Source organism: Gilvimarinus sp. 1_MG-2023 (genome assembly GCF_030548285.1).
Map to the genome: position 1 here is coordinate 217,247 of NZ_JAUOSC010000003.1, position 18,255 is coordinate 235,501.

The following is an 18,255-nucleotide window of genomic DNA, read 5'->3' on the forward strand; positions in this document are numbered from 1 at the left end:
TGTGGTCCTAAATTTGTCGTGCAATACGATAATAACGACGTAAAACATCCATGACCAGCGATAGCAGGGGCCAAACACTGGCGCTGGCCAATGCTGGCAACAAAAATTGCCACCCAGTGATTTCGCGCCCCGCCAAAGATTGCACCCAGCCGGAAATCGCTTGACCCAAAGCGACTAAACAAAGTATCCACAAAGCCTCTTGCCAGCGGGCAAAGTGCCGAACGCGCCGACATGAACGTAAGCACAGATAGGCAACTACCACAAATATCAGTGCATGCTGACCGAGCGGAACTCCAACCACAATATCCTGCATAAGACCCAGCAGGAACAATAGCGTCATAGAGGCGCTCTGCGGTAAAACAAATACCCAGTAGATTGCCACTAGCAGCACAAACTGCGGGCGCAATACACGGTACTCCAGAGCGAGCGGGTAAATATCCAATAAAAAAGCGAGTAGCAAAGAGCTAAACAGTAATAGATAGGTTGGAAAACGTTCGCGAACCATAGCGGTTAACGCTCCGCTTGCTTAGTATCAAACACCAACAATACGTTGCGCGCTCGATCCATTTGCGCCATAGGTTTGGCATAAATATCGGCAAAGGGCTGGCCAGGGTCACGGCTCACCCGATTGACTGTCGCCACAGGGTATCCTGCAGGAAAACGCTGCCCTAGGCCTGAGCTGACAAGTAAGTCGCCCTCTTGAATATCAGTAGTGTTCGATACATGACGCAACTTCAGCATCCCCAAATCACCCGTGCCCTCAGCGATAGTACGCACACCATTGCGATTCACTTGCACAGGCAACGCATGGGCTGGATCAGTCAACAGTAACACCCTGGCGCTGTGGGGGCTGACCTCAACCACTTGCCCCAACAAGCCGTTGGCATCGAGTACAGGTTGGCCAGAAAAGACCCCATCTAAAGTGCCGCGGTTAAGTATTAGGGTATGACTTAACGGATTGGGCGACACCCCAATAAGCTCGGCCACCAAGACATCATCTTTAAGTAGCTCGGTGGCGTTAAGCAATTGCCGCAGGCGCACATTCTCAGCCGACAGGGATGCCAACTGCTGTAGCTTGCGCTTATGTATGAGGAGTTCGGTTTGTAAACGTTTATTTTCTTGCAGCAACTCACCGCGCGCGACAAATGTCTCTTGCCGCCAATGATTAATCCGACGGGGCCAGTCAGTTACTTGGTAGAGAGGCTTGGCGAAATCAATTAATTGACTTCGCGGCTTATCGAGGACGTCTGTATACAGACCGAGCAAAATCAATACGATGGCCAAAAGACCAAACAGCACAAATCGCGAACTGACCGCTGGGCCTTTGGTAAACAGCGTTTTAATGGCTATTGCTCCAAGGTTTTAGCCTGCATCACAAAGACACAGGCTCGGTGGTAACATTAGGAGGACAGCAGGTCGATATTGCGCTTGTCGTTCATTTCCATTGCGACACCGCCGCCTCGAGCCACACAGGTTAGCGGATCTTCGGCCACCACAAACGGTAAGCCGGTTTCGTTGGCCAACAAACGGTCGATATCACGCAGTAAAGCGCCACCACCGGTGAGCACAACACCACTTTCGGCAATATCGGAGGCCAACTCTGGTGGCGACTGCTCAAGAGCACTCTTCACAGCCTGCACTATTCCAGCCAGCGGCTCTTGTAATGCTTCCAATACCTCATCGCTATTGAGAGTAAAGCTGCGCGGCACACCTTCGGCCAGGTTGCGACCACGCACATCGATTTCTCGCACCTCAGAGCTAGCGTAAGCACAACCCACTTCTTGCTTGATGCGCTCAGCCGTGGCATCGCCAATAATACTGCCATAGTGGCGTCTTACGTAATTGACAATAGCCTCGTCAAAACGATCCCCACCGATGCGCACAGAGTCAGAATAAACCACGCCATTGAGGCTGATTACGGCAATTTCCGTGGTGCCACCGCCAATATCCACCACCATGGAGCCACTTGCCTCGGCTACTTTTAAGCCAGCACCTATTGCGGCGGCCATTGGCTCCTCGATCAAGCGAACCTCCAATGCACCCGCACCTAACGCCGATTCGCGAATGGCTCGCTTCTCCACCTCTGTTGAAAGACAGGGCACACTGATCAGTACTCTGGGGCTAGGGGCAAACCAGCTGTTTTCATGCACCTTGCGAATAAAATGCTGAAGCATTTTCTCGGTGACCTGAAAATCGGCAATTACACCGTCTTTTAAAGGACGAATTGCGGTAATATTACCCGGTGTACGCCCCAACATGCGCTTAGCTTCTGTGCCCACGGCCTCCACTATTTTTTGACCATTGTGATGTCGAATGGCCACAACGGAGGGCTCGTCCAGTACTATGCCTCTGCCCCTGACATAAATAAGAGTGTTAGCTGTACCGAGATCGATGGATAAATCGTTGGAAAATGCGCCGCGAAGATATTTGAACATGAGAGTAGCTGGCCTTGGATACTAAGCGAGCCCGAGGCTTAACTTAAGCCCCGAGCCGACAATTATGTGTCTGTCCGATGACCCCATAGGGGCCCCATTTAACGTGTTACACGAATAATCTGTGATTAATAGCCACTACCTTATTAAGAGATACTAACCACAGACAGCTCGCTAATGCTGGCACTCTATCAACGGCAGGGATTTAGAGCAAGGCGCAAATGTGATAACTTTAGCGCCTTTTTGGGGTTTATCGACATTTTCGCCGAATTTAACCTCGGCAGGCGGTAGATTCGACCGTAAAATGACCAACAGAGCGGTAAAATACAAGTTTTGCCGCCACAACTGGATTTTGGAGCAGACACCCATGGCTGTAGATCAGTCCGATATAGAAAAGCTGGCCGAACTTGCGCGCCTGCAAATCTCAGAAGAAGCGGCGGCCGAAACCGCGCAAAGCATTTCCCAAGTGCTGGAGCTGGTGGATCAACTGCAAGCGGCAGACACCCAAAACGTTAAGCCCATGGCCCACCCGCTGGATGCCGTACAGCGCTTGCGCGCTGACGTAGTCACCGAAACCGATCAGCGAGAATCACTACAAGCCATGGCGCCAGCCACGCAAGATGGCCTTTACTTGGTACCTAAAGTGATCGAGTGATCATGCGCTCAAATTGACGACCAAAACGACACACACTTACAGCCCTTAAACCAAGGACACTGTTCATGCACAGCAAAACTATTGCCCAGCTGATAAGCGGCCTGCGCAACAAAGAATTTTCCAGTGTAGAGCTCACGCAACACTTTTTAGATCGTATTGCGGCACACGATGATCGCTACAACAGCTTTATCACCCTAACCAGCGATATCGCCTTGGCGCAGGCTCAGGTTGCCGACCAGCGACTGGCGGCAGGCGACGCCCCAGCCCTGTGCGGCGTTCCCATTGCTCATAAAGACATCTTTTGCACCAAGGGTGTACGCACTAGTTGCGCCTCTAAGATGCTCGACAATTTTATTGCCCCTTACGATGCCACCATTGTCGAGAATTATCAGCAAGCCGGTGCCGTTATGCTCGGCAAAACCAATATGGATGAGTTCGCCATGGGCTCATCGAATGAAACCAGTTATTACGGGCCGGTGAAAAACCCCTGGAACACCAACTGTGTCCCTGGGGGCTCCTCTGGCGGCTCTGCGGCGGCGGTAGCGGCGCTTCTCGCACCGGGTGCCACCGCCAGCGACACCGGCGGCTCGATTCGCCAACCAGCAGCACTGTGCGGCCTTACCGGGATTAAACCCACCTATGGCCGGGTATCGCGTTACGGCATGATTGCATTTGCTTCCAGCCTAGATCAGGCCGGCGTACTCACCCGCTCTGCGGAAGATGCGGCCATTATGCTTAACACCATGGCAAGCTTTGACGCTAAAGACTCCACCTGTGTCGATCAACCACTGGAAGATTACACTCAAGGCCTCGCTGCCAGTTTAAACGGTTTAACCATTGGCATTCCCGATGAGTACTTCGGCGAAGGCCTAAACCCCAAAACCGCCGAAGCTGTGCAAGCTGCCATTAAAACCTACCAATCACTAGGTGCAACCATCAAACCCATCAGTCTGCCGCACACCCATCTAGCGGTGCCGGCTTACTATGTGATTGCACCGGCCGAGTGTTCTGCCAACTTATCACGCTTTGACGGGGTGCGTTATGGACACCGTTGCGAGGACCCCAAAGATCTTGCCGACCTGTACAAACGTTCGCGCGGCGAAGGCTTTGGCAATGAGGTCAAACGCCGTATTTTAGTCGGCGCCTACGCCTTATCTGCCGGTTATTACGACGCCTATTACAACAAAGCCCAGCAAGTGCGACGCCTGATCAAACAAGACTTTGTCGAGGCTTTTGCTGATGTCGATGTCATTCTCGGCCCCACCGCGCCCAACCCCGCGTTTGAATTTGGCGCCAAGGGCGGCGACCCGGTGGCCATGTACCTGGAAGACATCTACACCATTGCCACCAACTTGGCGGGGCTACCCGGCCTATCCATTCCCTGCGGCCTAATCGATGGCAAACCCATCGGCCTGCAGCTCATTGGCAATTATTTTGCCGAGGGCAAACTGCTTAACGTCGCACATCAATTCCAGCAGGCCACTGACTTTCATCAGCAAACGGCCCCCGCAACAGCGTAAGAGGTAGATAATATGGAATGGGAAACGGTTATCGGGCTGGAAATTCATGTACAGCTTTCCACCCAATCGAAAATTTTTTCTGGCGCCAGTACGGCATTCGGGGCAGCGCCTAACTCTCAGGCCTGCGCGGTCGATTTGGCCATGCCCGGCACTTTGCCGGTGGCCAACGAGCAGGCATTCAAATTTGCCGTTATGTTTGGCTTGGCAATGAACGCCGATATTGGTAAACGTTCAGTGTTTGAGCGCAAAAACTACTTTTACCCAGACTTGCCCAAAGGCTATCAAACCACACAATTGGAGGAACCCATTGTTGGCCCTGGCGTCATAGAGGTCGAACTGGCCAGCGGTGAAACTAAATCGATTCGATTGCACCACGCGCACCTAGAAGAAGATGCGGGAAAATCCCTGCACGAAGATTATCACGGCATGAGCGGTATCGACCTCAACCGGGCCGGCACCCCATTGATTGAAATCGTCTCGGAACCCGACATGCGCACGGCCGAAGAAGCCGTGGCTTACTTAAAGAAAATTCACTCTATTATTACCTATCTGGGAATTTCTGACGGCGATATGTCGCAGGGGTCTATGCGCTGCGATGCCAATGTGTCCGTGCGCTTAAAAGGCGAGGAAAAACTCGGCACTCGCTGCGAGATTAAAAACATTAACTCGTTTAAATTTGTGGAAAAAGCCATCAATATTGAGGCTGCCCGGCAAATTGACCTTATTGAAGACGGCGGCACCGTGGTTCAAGAAACCCGTTTATTCGACGTCGACAAAAGCGAAACACGCTCTATGCGCAGCAAAGAAGTGGCCAACGACTACCGTTACTTCCCCTGCCCAGATTTGCTTCCCGTTATACTCGACGACGACTATATCGAGACAATTCGAAACACCCTACCTGAACTGCCCGATGCCAAACGCGACCGCTTTGTGAGCGAATATGGTCTATCTAAATACGACGCGGCAGTACTCACTACAGATCGCCCCACGGCAGATTTTTTTGAAGCCGTCGCCAAAGGCTCGGGCGAAGCTAAGCTTGCCGCCAACTGGGTAATGGTGGATTTAGCGGCCTACTTAAACAAGTCAGAGACGACACTGGCCACCTGCCCGGTTAATGCCGAACAATTAGCCGGCTTAATCAGTCGTATCAAAGATGGCACTATTTCGGGCAAAATTGCCAAACAAGTGTTCGAAGCCATGACCAATGGCGAAGGCGATGCCGATACGATTATTGACAAGCACGGTCTAAAACAAGTCTCTGATACCGGCGCCATTGAAAAAATGGTGGATGAAGTCATTGCCAACAACCCCGCACAGGTGGATAACTACAAAAATGCCGACGATAAAAAACGCCCCAAAATGCTGGGCTTTTTTGTCGGACAAATCATGAAGGCCAGTAAAGGCCAAGCCAACCCACAAGCCGTTAACGAAATACTACTGAAGAAGCTGGGCGAACAATGACATTGAAAAAAGACAAACAAAAAGTACTGGGTGAAGTGTTTGATGACGAACGCATTAAAGGCTTTTTAAACTACCCCGCCCCGGCGGGCATCAGCCACGACTATCACTTGCTAGAAAAAGCCTACCGCGGCATGAAGGCGGAAAATTTTGCCACCTTTGTCGATTTTTTCCTGGCGGCAGGCTACAGCTTAAACACACTGGGACCAGAGGGGAAAACCCTTTTGCAAACAGTCAAGCAACACCGCCACGGTGAGCCATATGTGGCCATACTAGAAAAGGCTGGCGCCCAGTAAGTGCAAGGCAACCCATCACACGCACTGGATCACTTAAGCCGCGGGGCGAGGTTAATGCTCGCCCCGGGGTTAAAGCGGTTTATTATCGTACCGCTGCTGACCAACCTACTGGTCTTTATCGGTACAACGCTAGCGCTTATGTCGGTTTTTAGCGATTTTTTGTCGCTACTGATGGGGTGGCTGCCGGGGTGGCTGGAGTTTCTGGCCTGGCTACTTTGGGCGATTTTTGCTGTGGCAGTTTTGTTTATTTATGGCTATAGCTTTAATGTTATTACTAATTTAATAGCGGCCCCTTTTTACGGTATTTTAGCGGAAAAAATTGAGCAAAAGCTAACCGGCATTGCACCGCCCGACGAAAGTTGGGCTGCGTTAATACCTCGCACACTGGGACGCGAGCTGATAAAACTTTGGTATTTTTTCACCCGCGGGTTATTGATTTTATTATTGATTTTCGTCAGCTGGTTTATCCCTGGGGTAAATCTTATCGTACTGGTCGTTTCAGCCTTATGGGCCGCTTGGTGCATGGCCGTGCAATATGTCGACTACCCCGCTGACAATCATCAAACCCCCTTCCCTGAGTTGCGCCGACGACTGCGCCACCCCACCTTAACCAGCTATTCATTCGGCGGCCTGATCATGCTTGCCAGCATGGTTCCTGTAATTAACATCTTTGCCATGCCCATTGCGGTGGCTGGTGCCACCGTTTTTTGGGTGACTGAATTAGAAGCTGGTGGCAAACAATCCAACACTGACTAATCGCGGAAATTATTGTACTGCAAGGGCTGCTCAATATCGGAGCTGCGTAAAAAGGCAATGGCCGATTGTAAGTCATCGCGTTTTTTGCCAGTTACCCGCAGCTGATCGCCCTGTATTTGTGTTTGCACTTTGAGCTTTTGCTCTTTAATCATTTTGACGATTTTCTTCGCCAAATCGGTTTCGATACCAGTTTTAACCACCACCTCCTGAATCACCAACTTGCCACTGGGGCGCGCCGGCTGACTGTCAAGGCAGGCAATGTCGATGCTATTTTTCATCGCTGCGCTTTGCAAAATATCCAGCATTTGCTTGAGCTGAAAGTCACCTTCGGCGGTCATGGTGACGGTATATTCTTTCAGCTCAAACTTTGCCTCCACGCCTTTAAAGTCGTAGCGGCCTGTCACCACTCTATTGGCTTGATCAACCGCATTGGTCAGGTTATGTTTATCGACTTCTGAAACCACATCAAACGATGGCATAACAACCCTCTCTCCTCTAACAGCCCAAAGCTGGGCCCATCAATAAAATTAGTACTTCGACCTATAGCGTTAAGCTGATCACCGCCACAACGACCACCCAAAAAAGCAATGCCCGCGAAAACATGCCCTCTAGATTTTTCACGAGACTCAATGAGTAGGCAGGCTCTATACGGGTTGCAGCGGTGGCGCTTAGCGTATTACTGCCACAGGCCTGATCGTCCCCTAAAGCACCGCGAATAATGCTCGATAGAAACCGCTGGGTAGGAACGGCCTTGAAACAGTTTTCACGCCAAGGCTGCATACAAACCTCAAAATTACCGACCAATGCCCAGGCAACCCCCATCAGTCGGGCGGCAGGCCACTCCAACCAGAGCAACACTCGCCCCAAACAAGCCGAGCGCGCATCATTTACGGCCAGCCAGCGACTCCAAGCTAGCACCACTAGCCGATACCCTAATGCCCCCGCGGCCCCACACACCATAAACCAAAAAATAACGGCAAACATACGCTCAAACCCGCGGTAGCCAAATACCCGCAAGGCCTCATTGTGCAAGTCCATCCAGCTGGAGGACGTTCGCTCTTGGCGCAGTTGCGGGTCTAGGTTATTCTCATCCAGAACTTGTGCGGCTCTAACAGAATCATCCGCTTGCGCCGCCTCTAGATAACGGCCAATACTCGCACTAAAATCACCTCGCCCCAAACTGAACAACAACACTAATACATTGAGCAGTAACAACCAAAACCATCCATCGGCCCGATACAACCCAATTTGTAATGCGAGCAATAGAGCAACAGGTAGCCCCAAGGCCAAAACAATAGGGGTATAGCGCTTAAAGGGAAGCCTATCTGCTGACCGCTCAATGACTAGCCACAACTGGTAGAACCACTGATCGCGCTGCAAGGGCTTACCTGAGCCCCACCACTGCACCAACAACAGAACAATAATTAAACTTAAAAATGCCATACCCACCTCTGCGGCAAATATTCATTGCCTTTTTTATAATGCGATTTTATATCTCGACCAATCAAAACTCGGCCCTGGGTCAGTTTTTCGGCCGGGAGCAATATCACTATGACCAAGGATTCGGCTTTTGTCTATGGCTGGATAGCAGGTAAGAATCGCCTGCGTCACCGCTATTAATGTTTGGTATTGTGCGTCTGTATACGGGGTATCATCTGTCCCCTCCAACTCAATTCCAATGCTAAAATCGTTACATTCCTCCCGGCCATTAAACTCAGATCGGCCCGCGTGCCAGGCCCGCTGCTCAAGATTCACAAATTGTTTAATGACGCCTGTGCGCTCGATTAATAAATGAGAGGACACCTGCAGATTGGCAATGTCGCTAAAATAGGGATGAGCGGCCGGATCGAGCTTATTGGCAAAAAAGCGGTCAATCCAACCGCCGCCATACTCACCAGGAGGTAGGCTAATGTTGTGAATAACAAGCAAACTGATGTCTTGAGGGTTAGGGCGCTCGCCAAAATTCGGGCAACTGCACCGTTCGGCCTGATCAATCCACCCACCCACAATTGAATATTGCGCCATACACTTATACTGCCAGAAAAATAGTGTGTCAGTATAACGAATGTGGCGGGGCTTTATTAGCAGAGAAAAAATACTAGAGAGGAGACGCAAAGCTGTAATTTCAATTGTAACGGTAGGCTTGCCTACCTCAAAAGCATTGAGGCAGACTCCGAGCATAAGTCCTAAGAGCGTGACTGACGCAAATTGCCGATCACAGACTCTAACGCCCGATCAAATAACATACCGTCATCCAATAAGCGGATTTTGCCGTCACGCATGGATATGGCCAATTCTTCTTTGGATTTTTCAGCGACTTTCATGCCGGTGCGGTTTACAAAAATGTACTTACCGGTAGGTTTTATAATAGCGGCCAAACGACAACGATAACTCTCACCAGTAGCAGCTGTCATCTCAAACCAAGCACCTTGCGATAAATTAGATACCAGCGCCAAGGTTTGACCGTCGATGGTTTCTTGCGCAGCTTCCCCCACGGGAGCATCCGCTGAAACAGACTGCTGCGAAGTAGGTTCGGTTTGTACTGGTTTTACAGCCGGAGTAGTCGATCGCTCTTGGATGGCCTCACGGTGCACTCTTTCCGCTACCGTCGGTTCAGCTTGTGCTGCACTGGAAGCGGGAGCGGGCACTAGCGGCGCCTCAGCTTGCGGCTCGGGATGACTGGCAGCCTGAGCCGGCTCGACAGGTGCCTGACCCCGTAATACCTGCAGGTGGAGCTTTTCCAGCGATTTAAACAGTTTCCCCATTTGGTAGGGATTAAAGGCAATTTCTTCCAAACCAGTACGCAACTTAGTTAGCAATCGCGGCACTAGTTTTAGTAACTTTTGTCGCTTTTCCGGTGTCATATCGACCGTGACACTCCAGATAAGCTGTCGGGCCGTTTGAATTTGCTGATTGAAATTTTCGCTATCAGCACCTTCTTTGAGGCAGGTCACAAACAATACATTCGCCCAAGCCGTACTTAATAGTTCAGCGGCAGCTTGCGGCACACTGTGCCCAGCGGAAATTTCTTCCAGTGCGGCGTCCACTTCGGCCCGAGCTCGCTGCGAGCGGGCCTTACCATCTTCGGCATCGATAGTGCGTTGTTCAAGAATCTTCGCCCGGCGCTTATCGCGCTCCTGAAAGCCCCTGAAATCCAGTAGCAATTCATCAAAGATATCGACATTTTTTTCATACTCGGCCAATACACGATCAACCGTGACGGATACCTTTTGGTAAAGCGCATCTTTTTCGCGCTTCTCCTCAGTCAGCTCTTGCCAACCCAGAGCCGCTGTCGCCATTTCATTCAGCAAACGCCTAGCTGGATGCCCGCCTTTACCAAAAAATGTTTTATCGGCAATGGCTACCTTAACCAACGGAATTTGTAATTTGCCCAGCAATACTTTCATGCTGGAGGCCAAGTTGCGATCATCGAGAATAAACTCGAACATCATGCTAACCAAGTTGATAACATCGGCGTCAACTTGATTGATGGCATTATCACCTTTGCCACTCTCTTGCAGCAACTCGGTCAACATAGTGCTTATTTGGGCCGGTGTGGCAGGCGTAGCGACAGCCGCAGTCTGATCCGGAGCCGCCTGTCTTTGCGCCAAAGTTAATAAGCCCAGCAAATCTTCCGAACACAAGGTGTTGGCGCCGGCCGTGCCCGTCTGGCCTACCTGTGGGCGTGTTTCATCAGATACTTGTGCCGATCCCATCAACTCTCTGAGCGAGTTCAACACTTGCTCTGCACCTTCATCCAGCTCGACGCCACGGGACGCGGATGCACCACCCGCCCTGCTGGGCCGAGGCTTTTTCTTAGCGGTCGGCGAAGAAAGAGAGGGGAGTATATTGGCCTCAACAAACATCTCGTTGAGTTGATCGTAGACACCACCCAAGGCTTGCATAATGGTGCGATCAAACAATTTATATAAAACCAGCCGCGCTTTAATCTCAAGGTCATTGTGCGCTGCGGTACCGAAAAAAGCGTTGCAAATCGCGGCCGGACCTACGGGGTTATTTTCATTGTAAACTTTTACCGGCACCAACTGATCAATGCGCAAATTCAAGTGTTGGATTTTTTCGGCAAATTCTTCATTGGCACGCTTCATCATTGACTCGCCTGCCACAAGATCTTCCAGCTCTTCTTTCCCCACGAGAGACAGTGAATCAATGGATTCATCCACTTCCTCACTCTCTTGCTCAAGCGCAGGGTCTAACAATTGTGCCAAACCCTTATCTATAGTCGCAAAAAATGTGTCTTCGGTGGACTTTCTCGATAACCTCAATGCCCGCATTGAGTCAAAATATGCATTTTGCTCATGATTATTGGATGCTTGATCCGCCAAAGAAAACAGAGCATCATCCGCCTGCTCAAAAAAACGTCCGAGCAAAGGAGCCAGTTTGCTTTTTGCCTTTTCTCGCATCTGGTGCAGGGCAGCAGGCATTCTGGTCAGTACGCCAGAGGCGGACCTATTGCGATTACCGCCGATTTTGACAACCTTATCGCTTGAGTTAGATGATTCTGTCATGAGTCACTCATTTCTGAGGGTATCTGTTACTGTTTAGTATAGGTATATAGATCGGCAAGCCCAACCTTAAGTTTAGACATTGGGTGCTATATCACACTTCCAACACTTTACATCACCAGCTAATAACAAATAGTTATCTTTGCCTCCTACTGATAACTAACTGGCATATACAGGACCGCTTAAAGTAACATTGGCGCTAAAGGCCGCTTTAGTGAGGCCATGTGCTGTAAAATACTCTGACTATCCAATTCTCTGAGACTTTATATGCACAATCAAGCCCCTGAACTCACTTCCAGCCTGCAAGCTGAGATCATAAGAAGCGTCGCTATCGCACTGGATGAAGATATCGGCACTGGCGACATTACCGCCCAGTTGGTACCAGAGGGTGAGCTGGCAACCGCGGAGGTTATTACCCGTGAAGACTGTGTCTTTTGCGGTAAAGCTTGGGTAGAGGAGACCTTTCACCAACTAGACGAAAATGTAGAAATTACTTGGAATATCAGCGATGGTGAGATCGCCCACGCCAACCAAATACTCTTCACTTTGCAGGGCAACGCTCGCTCACTGCTAACCGGCGAACGCACTGCACTGAACTTTGTGCAGTTATTATCTGGCACCGCCACGGTCGCCGCACAATACGCCAAACTGGTCGCAGGCACAGACATCAAAATACTCGACACCCGCAAAACCATACCCGGCCTGCGCTTGGCACAAAAATACGCTGTCACCTGCGGTGGCTGCCACAATCATCGCATCGGGCTATTTGACGCCTTTTTAATTAAAGAGAACCATATTGCTGCCGCAGGCGGCATTGAAAAAGCCATTACCAAAGCACGCGAAATTGCCCCGAACAAGCCCATTGAAGTAGAGGTGGAAACACTAGAAGAGCTGGACCAGGCTTTGGCTGCCAACGCAGACATCGTCATGCTCGATGAAATGGACCTGAACCAAGTACAATCTCACCTTGAAAGGCGTCAATTCAAAGCTGAATTAGAGGCCTCCGGCAATATCCACTTGCAATCGTCGGCTATGTTAAATCATTATAAAAGTATTCTTTCCAGAGTCTCGATTGGCGCACTTACGAAGCACATTACCTGTATCGATTTATCGATGCGCATCACCCCTGACTCATGAGTCAAGGGTGGCCTCATCCTTATATTGAACCAATTGTTTAACCCCATATTGTGGCGCAAAACAAGCTTCACCATCGACATACTTATCTTCTATATCAACCCAATAACACTGCTCATCAATATTATAGCGCAAGCGATCGAGCCGCCACTGCAAACGCTTATTAATAGTTTCGTCGTTCAACGCATTATGCATGGGAATATAATTGTCAACTTGAAGTTGAGGCTGCCCTTTAAAAGTAGCCATAATTTGCAACTCGACTTTTGCTGCCGTGGTATCTTCAGGCAAGTCATAAAAAGCCAACACGGGCAAACCACCTCCAAGATGGCGTAGATCGCTCACCTCAACACCGGCTCGCTCCAGGTCCATTTTGTGCACAATAGATAACTGATCAGCCATTAAAACCACAGAGACTATGCGCTGCTGCTCCAACTGCATTAAGCCGTATACAAGACAGGCTATTTGCAACAGCCCCACCGCAGCAAGATCCCACTTAAGACTTTTTTTCTTAGTATTAAAAACGACAAATGTCAGCACAGGCCCCAGTACCAGATCCACAAAGGCAATGATTTTTAAACCTTGCCACGCCCCGGCATGGAAGAGTACTCCCGGAAACCATACAAAATATACCAGTGCAAGAATCGCTAAAAATATAACGACACTAATCGCCAAATGAACACCAAATGCCTTTATTCGATTTTTCATTATCTCGCCCACCTATTTTTCGCCATCTCTATTACGGCGGCAGAATCTCACTAATGGAGAAACAACTCTAAGCCGGCCTTCAATTATCAAAAGGCAACCACAGTACAATCTGATCGCTCCTGCACACCCAGCCATTGACTATAAACACACACTCAGAGACATCAAGAGCCTTTGCTTTAAACAATAGGCCTGCGCCTATTCCACACACCAACCCATTATATCAACTGCAAATTTATTGGAAAACGCCAGCAGGCTACGCAACCTGAGCACAAAAAAACAGGCAGAGGAAATAGGCACTTCGTAGAGCTACGCGACACCTGCAGCGGTCAAATAAAATTGTGCCCTTATGGATAGTAATTACCCCACCTAAACGAGATGCGACCGCCTTATTACTGGATCAAAATTACCCGATAATGCAGGCTTACCACCCTGGTCATTGACAACACAGCGTTTCGCTGCTGACTTAACCAGCCCGTGCAGAGTGCGACGCGCCCTCATCAGGGAAAACATGACCTCGGTTGAGCGGCGCATTAAAGCGCTTGGGGACGCTTACCATCGACGCAGAAAACCTGAAAGGGTCACATTTCAACCAGATCAATACTGCCCGTACACGAGCACTCGTTTTAAGCAAAGTCTTTGGCGGTAGCGTTTTACACAAGGCACGGATCGGTGAGGAAACCGTTGGAATATGCGCCGAGGGGATGGCTGCTGGGGAGCTTAGAACCGCAGTGGACCCCAAGCCGTGGTAGCTCATCAGTGAACGATGCGTTGATAGACGCTGACTGGTACTTGATGATTTTTTACAATCAGCAGTACCCTATGCTACCAAAGTTGGACTATCATCGGCAGCGAAAGAAAACCTATACAATTGCCCGGCATTAGCTGGCCAGCACATATTATAAATACCGCCTTCATTCACATCTTTAAACCCCTATTCTAAAAACAACAACCCCCAGCGTGGCTGAGGGTTGTTGTGTTGGAATCCATTCCAGCCTATTGCATTACAGGCGACATTCACCAGGCAAAAATTTAACTTCAATATTAGTATTACCACCGGTACAATTCCACTCTACGGTACCGCTTGAGTTAGCATCAGAAATAGCGGCGCCACCAATGGTAGGAACAAAGGCAACAGTACTAGAGCCGCCCAGTTGAGGAATACCGCCCATAGTCACCTGAATTTCACCAGTACCACCGTTAATTGCAACGGCACTAATTTTCGAGGTTTGCAGCTCAGCGCCGGCAGCGGCTATCTCACCAGCATAAGCAGCCACACCAGCCATACCGCCGTTGGCAAACATCTCCGTTACACCCACTTTCAGCTCGCTTGCGGCAACCAAGCCCTCAGACACCTGTGCACGTACAGTGTAATCTTGATATGCAGGCAGTGCTACTGCAGCCAAAATACCGATAATCGCCACAACAATCATCAATTCAATCAGTGTAAAACCTTGTTGTACTTTTTTCATTAGAGCCTCCAAATACGCTCAGTGTAAAATAACGTGTAACCAACGCCCCTAGAGAGGCTAATTACCAACCAAGCAAAGCACAGGCCAAGATGCTTAACACTAATTAAACTAGGCGCTATTCGCTTGTCAACCAGATAGAACCCTCACTCTCGGTGCCGCACTGCGGCCAACATTGCCCTAAATTGTCACACCACCCTTTTAAAAAAGCGCAAATCCACACAAACATTGCCAACAGGCCCAACAGTTCGTAAAGTAAGCAGAACTACCTTTGTGCTCAATGCATTAAGCTTGCAACCTAATCTATTTTACGAACAAAAAAGCGCACACTCATATGGCAGAATTAAACGGACTTGCAAGGCGACTGGTGAACGATGGCCTCCTAGATGAAGCCCTAGCCGTCAGCGGATTAGCCGAGGCACACAAACAGAAACTACCGTTTGCGATGTACTTAGCAAAAAATGACGTTTTAAACGCTAAGACAATTGCGCAAGTAGCCGCCGACGAGTTTGGTACGCCGGTATTTGACCTTAAAGCTATAAATCCGCACGCCATGCCATCTAAGCTGGTAGATGCCAAGCTTATTGATAAACATCACGCCCTACCCCTTATACGCCGCGGCAATCGCCTCTTTATTGGTCTAGTTGACCCCACCAACCTGCATGCGCTGGACGAGATAAAATTTAATACCGGCATTAACACCGAGGCCGTTCTGGTCGAGGCCGATAAGCTAGCCATAGCCATCGAAGCTTATATCAATGCCAATGAAGAGAGCATTGGTGATGCTCTCGGTAACCTTGATGATGATGGACTGGCCAACCTGGATACCGAGCCCGGCAGTGACGATAATACCGATGACGATACCTCCGAGGCCGACGAAGCCCCCATTGTTCGGTTTATCAATAAAATATTGCTGGACGCCATTAAAACCGGCGCCTCGGATATTCACTTTGAGCCCTATGAGAAGACCTACCGGGTGAGGTTTCGCACCGACGGCATTTTACAGGAGGTCTCCAAGCCCCCAATAAACCTTGCTACACGACTCTCAGCTCGACTTAAAGTGATGTCGCAAATGGACATCTCTGAGCGACGCGTCCCGCAGGACGGGCGCATCAAAATGAAAATAAGCAAGACCCGGGCGATCGATTTCCGGGTCAACACCTTGCCGACGCTTTTCGGCGAAAAGATTGTATTGCGAATTCTCGACTCCAGCTCGGCCAAGCTCGGAATTGATATACTCGGCTACGAAGACGAACAGAAAAAACTGTTTTTGGACACTCTGGCACAACCCCAGGGCATGATTCTGGTTACCGGCCCCACCGGTAGCGGTAAAACGGTCTCCCTGTACACCGGGCTTAACATTCTCAATACCGAAGAGCGCAATATCTCTACCGCAGAAGACCCGGTAGAAATTAACCTCGAAGGGATTAATCAGGTTCAAATGAACACCAGAGTGGGGCTGACCTTTGCTGAGGCCCTGCGTTCATTCTTAAGGCAAGATCCTGACATTGTCATGGTGGGTGAGATCCGCGACTTAGAAACCGCCGAAATTGCCATTAAAGCGGCACAAACAGGGCACTTGGTACTTTCTACCCTGCACACCAACAGTGCACCAGAAACCCTGACCCGCTTACTTAATATGGGTGTACCGGCCTTTAACGTGGCCACCAGCGTCAGCTTGATTATTGCCCAGCGCTTGGCTCGCCGCCTTTGCCCCAAATGTAAAAAACCGGCCGATGACATCCCTGATGAGATTTTAACCGAAGAGGGGTTTGATGAGATCGGTATCCCGCGCGAAGAGTTCGAGCTGTACCACCCCGTGGGGTGTGATAGTTGCCTGAAAGGCTATAAAGGTCGAGTCGGGGTGTATGAAGTAGTTCGCATCACTCCGGCCATCGCCAGCCTTATAATGGAGGGCGGCAACTCTCTGGATATTGCTAAAGAAGCACACAAGGCGGGATTCAATAACTTACGCATATCTGCTCTACGCAAAGCGGCGCAAGGCCTTACCAGCCTCGAAGAAGCCAACCGCGTTACAAAGGATTAAAACATGGCGATAACTACGGCAACCAAATCTAGAACCAAGCCTAAGCCCAAAACTACGGTCAATGAAACATTTACCTACAAGATAAAAGATCGTAAAGGTACGGTTTCTCAGGGCGAAAAGTCAGGCAGCAGTGCCGCTATTGTGCGAGCGCAACTGCAAAAGCAGGGCTATATTGTTCAAAATGTACGAAAAAAGCCCAAGCCCTTATTTGGCTCAGGCAAGAAAAAAGTGACCCCAAGCGACATTGCTGTATTTTCGCGCCAAATGGCCACGATGATGAAAGCTGGTGTACCGCTTGTACAATCTTTCGATATTGTTGCCGGCGGGGTCGACCACAACGGTCTGGAAGAACTTATTAACAAAATTCGCGACGACGTCGCCTCTGGCACAGGCTTTGCGCCTGCATTGCGCAACCATCCCAGATACTTTGACGACCTGTTTTGTAACTTAGTCGAAGCGGGCGAGCAGTCCGGGGCACTGGAAACCATGCTGGATCGTATTGCCACCTACAAAGAAAAAACCGAAGCTCTCAAATCCAAAATCAAAAAAGCCTTAACTTACCCTATTGCGGTAGTTGTTGTAGCTGTCATTGTAACCGCCATTCTATTGATCAAAGTGGTTCCACAGTTTGCCGAAACCTTCTCTAGCTTTGGAGCCGACCTACCCGCCTTCACCTTGTTTGTATTAAGCCTCTCCGAACTGGCTCAAGCTTATTGGCTGTATGCATTATTTGGCGCGGTAGGACTTTTCTTTGCTCTGAAAGAACTTAAATTACGAAGCTCTAAATTTTCTTATTTTATCGATCGGTATATGCTAAAAGTGCCCATCGTCGGAGATATTCTTTACCAATCCATTATGGCCCGCTTTGCGCGTACGCTGTCGACGACTTTCGCCGCGGGTGTCCCTTTGATAGATGCACTTAATTCTGTCGCAGGCGCTGCAGGCAACAGGTTGTACTCCGACGCGATCTTGCGTGTCCGGGAAGAAGTATCAACGGGCATACAGCTAAACATGTCAATTCGCAATCAGAATATGTTTCCTTCTCTGTTAATCCAAATGGCGTCCATTGGCGAAGAATCTGGCGCACTGGATGACATGCTGGATAAAGCAGCTAGCTACTATGAGGAAGAAGTGGACAATAAAGTGGACTCCCTTTCCTCCTTGTTAGAGCCTATCATTATGTCGGTTCTCGGGGTTCTTGTCGGCGGCTTAATGATCGCCATGTACCTGCCTATCTTCCAAATCGGCCAGGTAATGTAA

At 49.7% G+C, this 18,255-nt stretch carries 17 protein-coding genes; 8 read left to right on the plus strand and 9 right to left on the minus strand.

What is annotated here, in order from left to right; translation table 11 throughout:
• Positions 1–7: 7 nt before the first annotated feature.
• The 3 genes from mreD to Q4563_RS06500 form a co-directional block, all read right to left on the minus strand.
• A complete protein-coding gene (gene mreD, locus Q4563_RS06490) occupies positions 8–505 on the minus strand; it encodes a rod shape-determining protein MreD (protein ID WP_215975840.1) in 498 nt (165 codons plus the stop codon).
• Positions 506–510: 5 nt separating this feature from the next.
• A complete protein-coding gene (gene mreC / locus Q4563_RS06495) occupies positions 511–1,335 on the minus strand; it encodes a rod shape-determining protein MreC (RefSeq protein ID WP_303604045.1) in 825 nt (274 codons plus the stop codon).
• 65 nt (positions 1,336–1,400) lie between these two features.
• Positions 1,401–2,435, minus strand: coding sequence for a rod shape-determining protein (locus Q4563_RS06500; protein WP_215975839.1), 1,035 nt, complete (start codon positions 2,433–2,435; stop codon positions 1,401–1,403).
• 364 nt (positions 2,436–2,799) lie between these two features.
• Between Q4563_RS06500 and gatC the strand changes: the two genes are divergently transcribed.
• The 5 genes from gatC (at position 2,800) to cysZ (ending at position 7,117) form a co-directional block, all read left to right on the plus strand.
• Positions 2,800–3,087 carry an Asp-tRNA(Asn)/Glu-tRNA(Gln) amidotransferase subunit GatC gene (gene gatC / locus Q4563_RS06505; RefSeq protein ID WP_215975838.1) on the plus strand — a complete coding sequence of 96 codons (288 nt, stop codon included), beginning with the start codon at positions 2,800–2,802 and terminating at the stop codon, positions 3,085–3,087.
• A gap of 65 nt (positions 3,088–3,152) precedes the next feature.
• Complete coding sequence (gene gatA / locus Q4563_RS06510; RefSeq protein ID WP_303604004.1) at positions 3,153–4,607, plus strand: Asp-tRNA(Asn)/Glu-tRNA(Gln) amidotransferase subunit GatA; 1,455 nt, start codon at positions 3,153–3,155, stop codon at positions 4,605–4,607.
• A gap of 12 nt (positions 4,608–4,619) precedes the next feature.
• Positions 4,620–6,068, plus strand: a complete 1,449-nt coding sequence (gene gatB / locus Q4563_RS06515) for an Asp-tRNA(Asn)/Glu-tRNA(Gln) amidotransferase subunit GatB (RefSeq protein ID WP_303604005.1) — start codon at positions 4,620–4,622, stop codon at positions 6,066–6,068.
• The gene (locus tag Q4563_RS06520; protein ID WP_215975835.1) at positions 6,065–6,361 is read left to right on the plus strand and encodes a PA4642 family protein; all 297 of its coding nucleotides are present in this window, start codon (positions 6,065–6,067) and stop codon (positions 6,359–6,361) included. The genes gatB and Q4563_RS06520 overlap by 4 nt, the downstream gene beginning before the upstream one ends.
• Positions 6,362–7,117: a sulfate transporter CysZ gene (cysZ, locus tag Q4563_RS06525; RefSeq protein ID WP_303604006.1), complete on the plus strand. Its 756-nt coding sequence runs from the start codon at positions 6,362–6,364 to the stop codon at positions 7,115–7,117. It abuts the gene before it with no gap.
• Here the strand turns inward: cysZ and Q4563_RS06530 are convergent.
• The 4 genes from Q4563_RS06530 to Q4563_RS06545 all read right to left on the minus strand — a co-directional run bounded on the left by Q4563_RS06530 (position 7,114) and on the right by Q4563_RS06545 (position 11,646).
• A complete protein-coding gene (locus tag Q4563_RS06530; RefSeq protein ID WP_215975833.1) occupies positions 7,114–7,596 on the minus strand; it encodes a YajQ family cyclic di-GMP-binding protein in 483 nt (160 codons plus the stop codon). The genes cysZ and Q4563_RS06530 overlap by 4 nt on opposite strands.
• Positions 7,597–7,657: 61 nt before the next feature.
• Entirely contained in the window at positions 7,658–8,560 is a 903-nt protein-coding gene (gene ampE, locus Q4563_RS06535; RefSeq protein WP_303604007.1) for a regulatory signaling modulator protein AmpE, read from the minus strand.
• Between the two features lie 33 nt (positions 8,561–8,593).
• Positions 8,594–9,142, minus strand: a complete 549-nt coding sequence (gene ampD / locus Q4563_RS06540) for a 1,6-anhydro-N-acetylmuramyl-L-alanine amidase AmpD (protein WP_215975831.1) — start codon at positions 9,140–9,142, stop codon at positions 8,594–8,596.
• Between the two features lie 161 nt (positions 9,143–9,303).
• Complete coding sequence (locus tag Q4563_RS06545) at positions 9,304–11,646, minus strand: DUF1631 domain-containing protein (protein WP_303604008.1); 2,343 nt, start codon at positions 11,644–11,646, stop codon at positions 9,304–9,306.
• A gap of 264 nt (positions 11,647–11,910) precedes the next feature.
• Between Q4563_RS06545 and nadC the strand changes: the two genes are divergently transcribed.
• Entirely contained in the window at positions 11,911–12,780 is an 870-nt protein-coding gene (gene nadC, locus Q4563_RS06550; RefSeq protein ID WP_303604009.1) for a carboxylating nicotinate-nucleotide diphosphorylase, read from the plus strand.
• Here nadC and Q4563_RS06555 read toward each other — a convergent pair.
• Positions 12,775–13,482 carry a hypothetical protein gene (locus Q4563_RS06555; protein ID WP_303604010.1) on the minus strand — a complete coding sequence of 236 codons (708 nt, stop codon included), beginning with the start codon at positions 13,480–13,482 and terminating at the stop codon, positions 12,775–12,777. The genes nadC and Q4563_RS06555 overlap by 6 nt on opposite strands.
• Positions 13,483–14,483: 1,001 nt before the next feature.
• A complete protein-coding gene (locus tag Q4563_RS06560; protein WP_303604011.1) occupies positions 14,484–14,951 on the minus strand; it encodes a pilin in 468 nt (155 codons plus the stop codon).
• A 331-nt stretch (positions 14,952–15,282) separates the two neighbouring features.
• Between Q4563_RS06560 and pilB the strand changes: the two genes are divergently transcribed.
• Positions 15,283–16,995, plus strand: coding sequence for a type IV-A pilus assembly ATPase PilB (gene pilB / locus Q4563_RS06565; protein ID WP_303604012.1), 1,713 nt, complete (start codon positions 15,283–15,285; stop codon positions 16,993–16,995).
• A 3-nt stretch (positions 16,996–16,998) separates the two neighbouring features.
• Positions 16,999–18,255: a type II secretion system F family protein gene (locus tag Q4563_RS06570; RefSeq protein ID WP_303604013.1), complete on the plus strand. Its 1,257-nt coding sequence runs from the start codon at positions 16,999–17,001 to the stop codon at positions 18,253–18,255.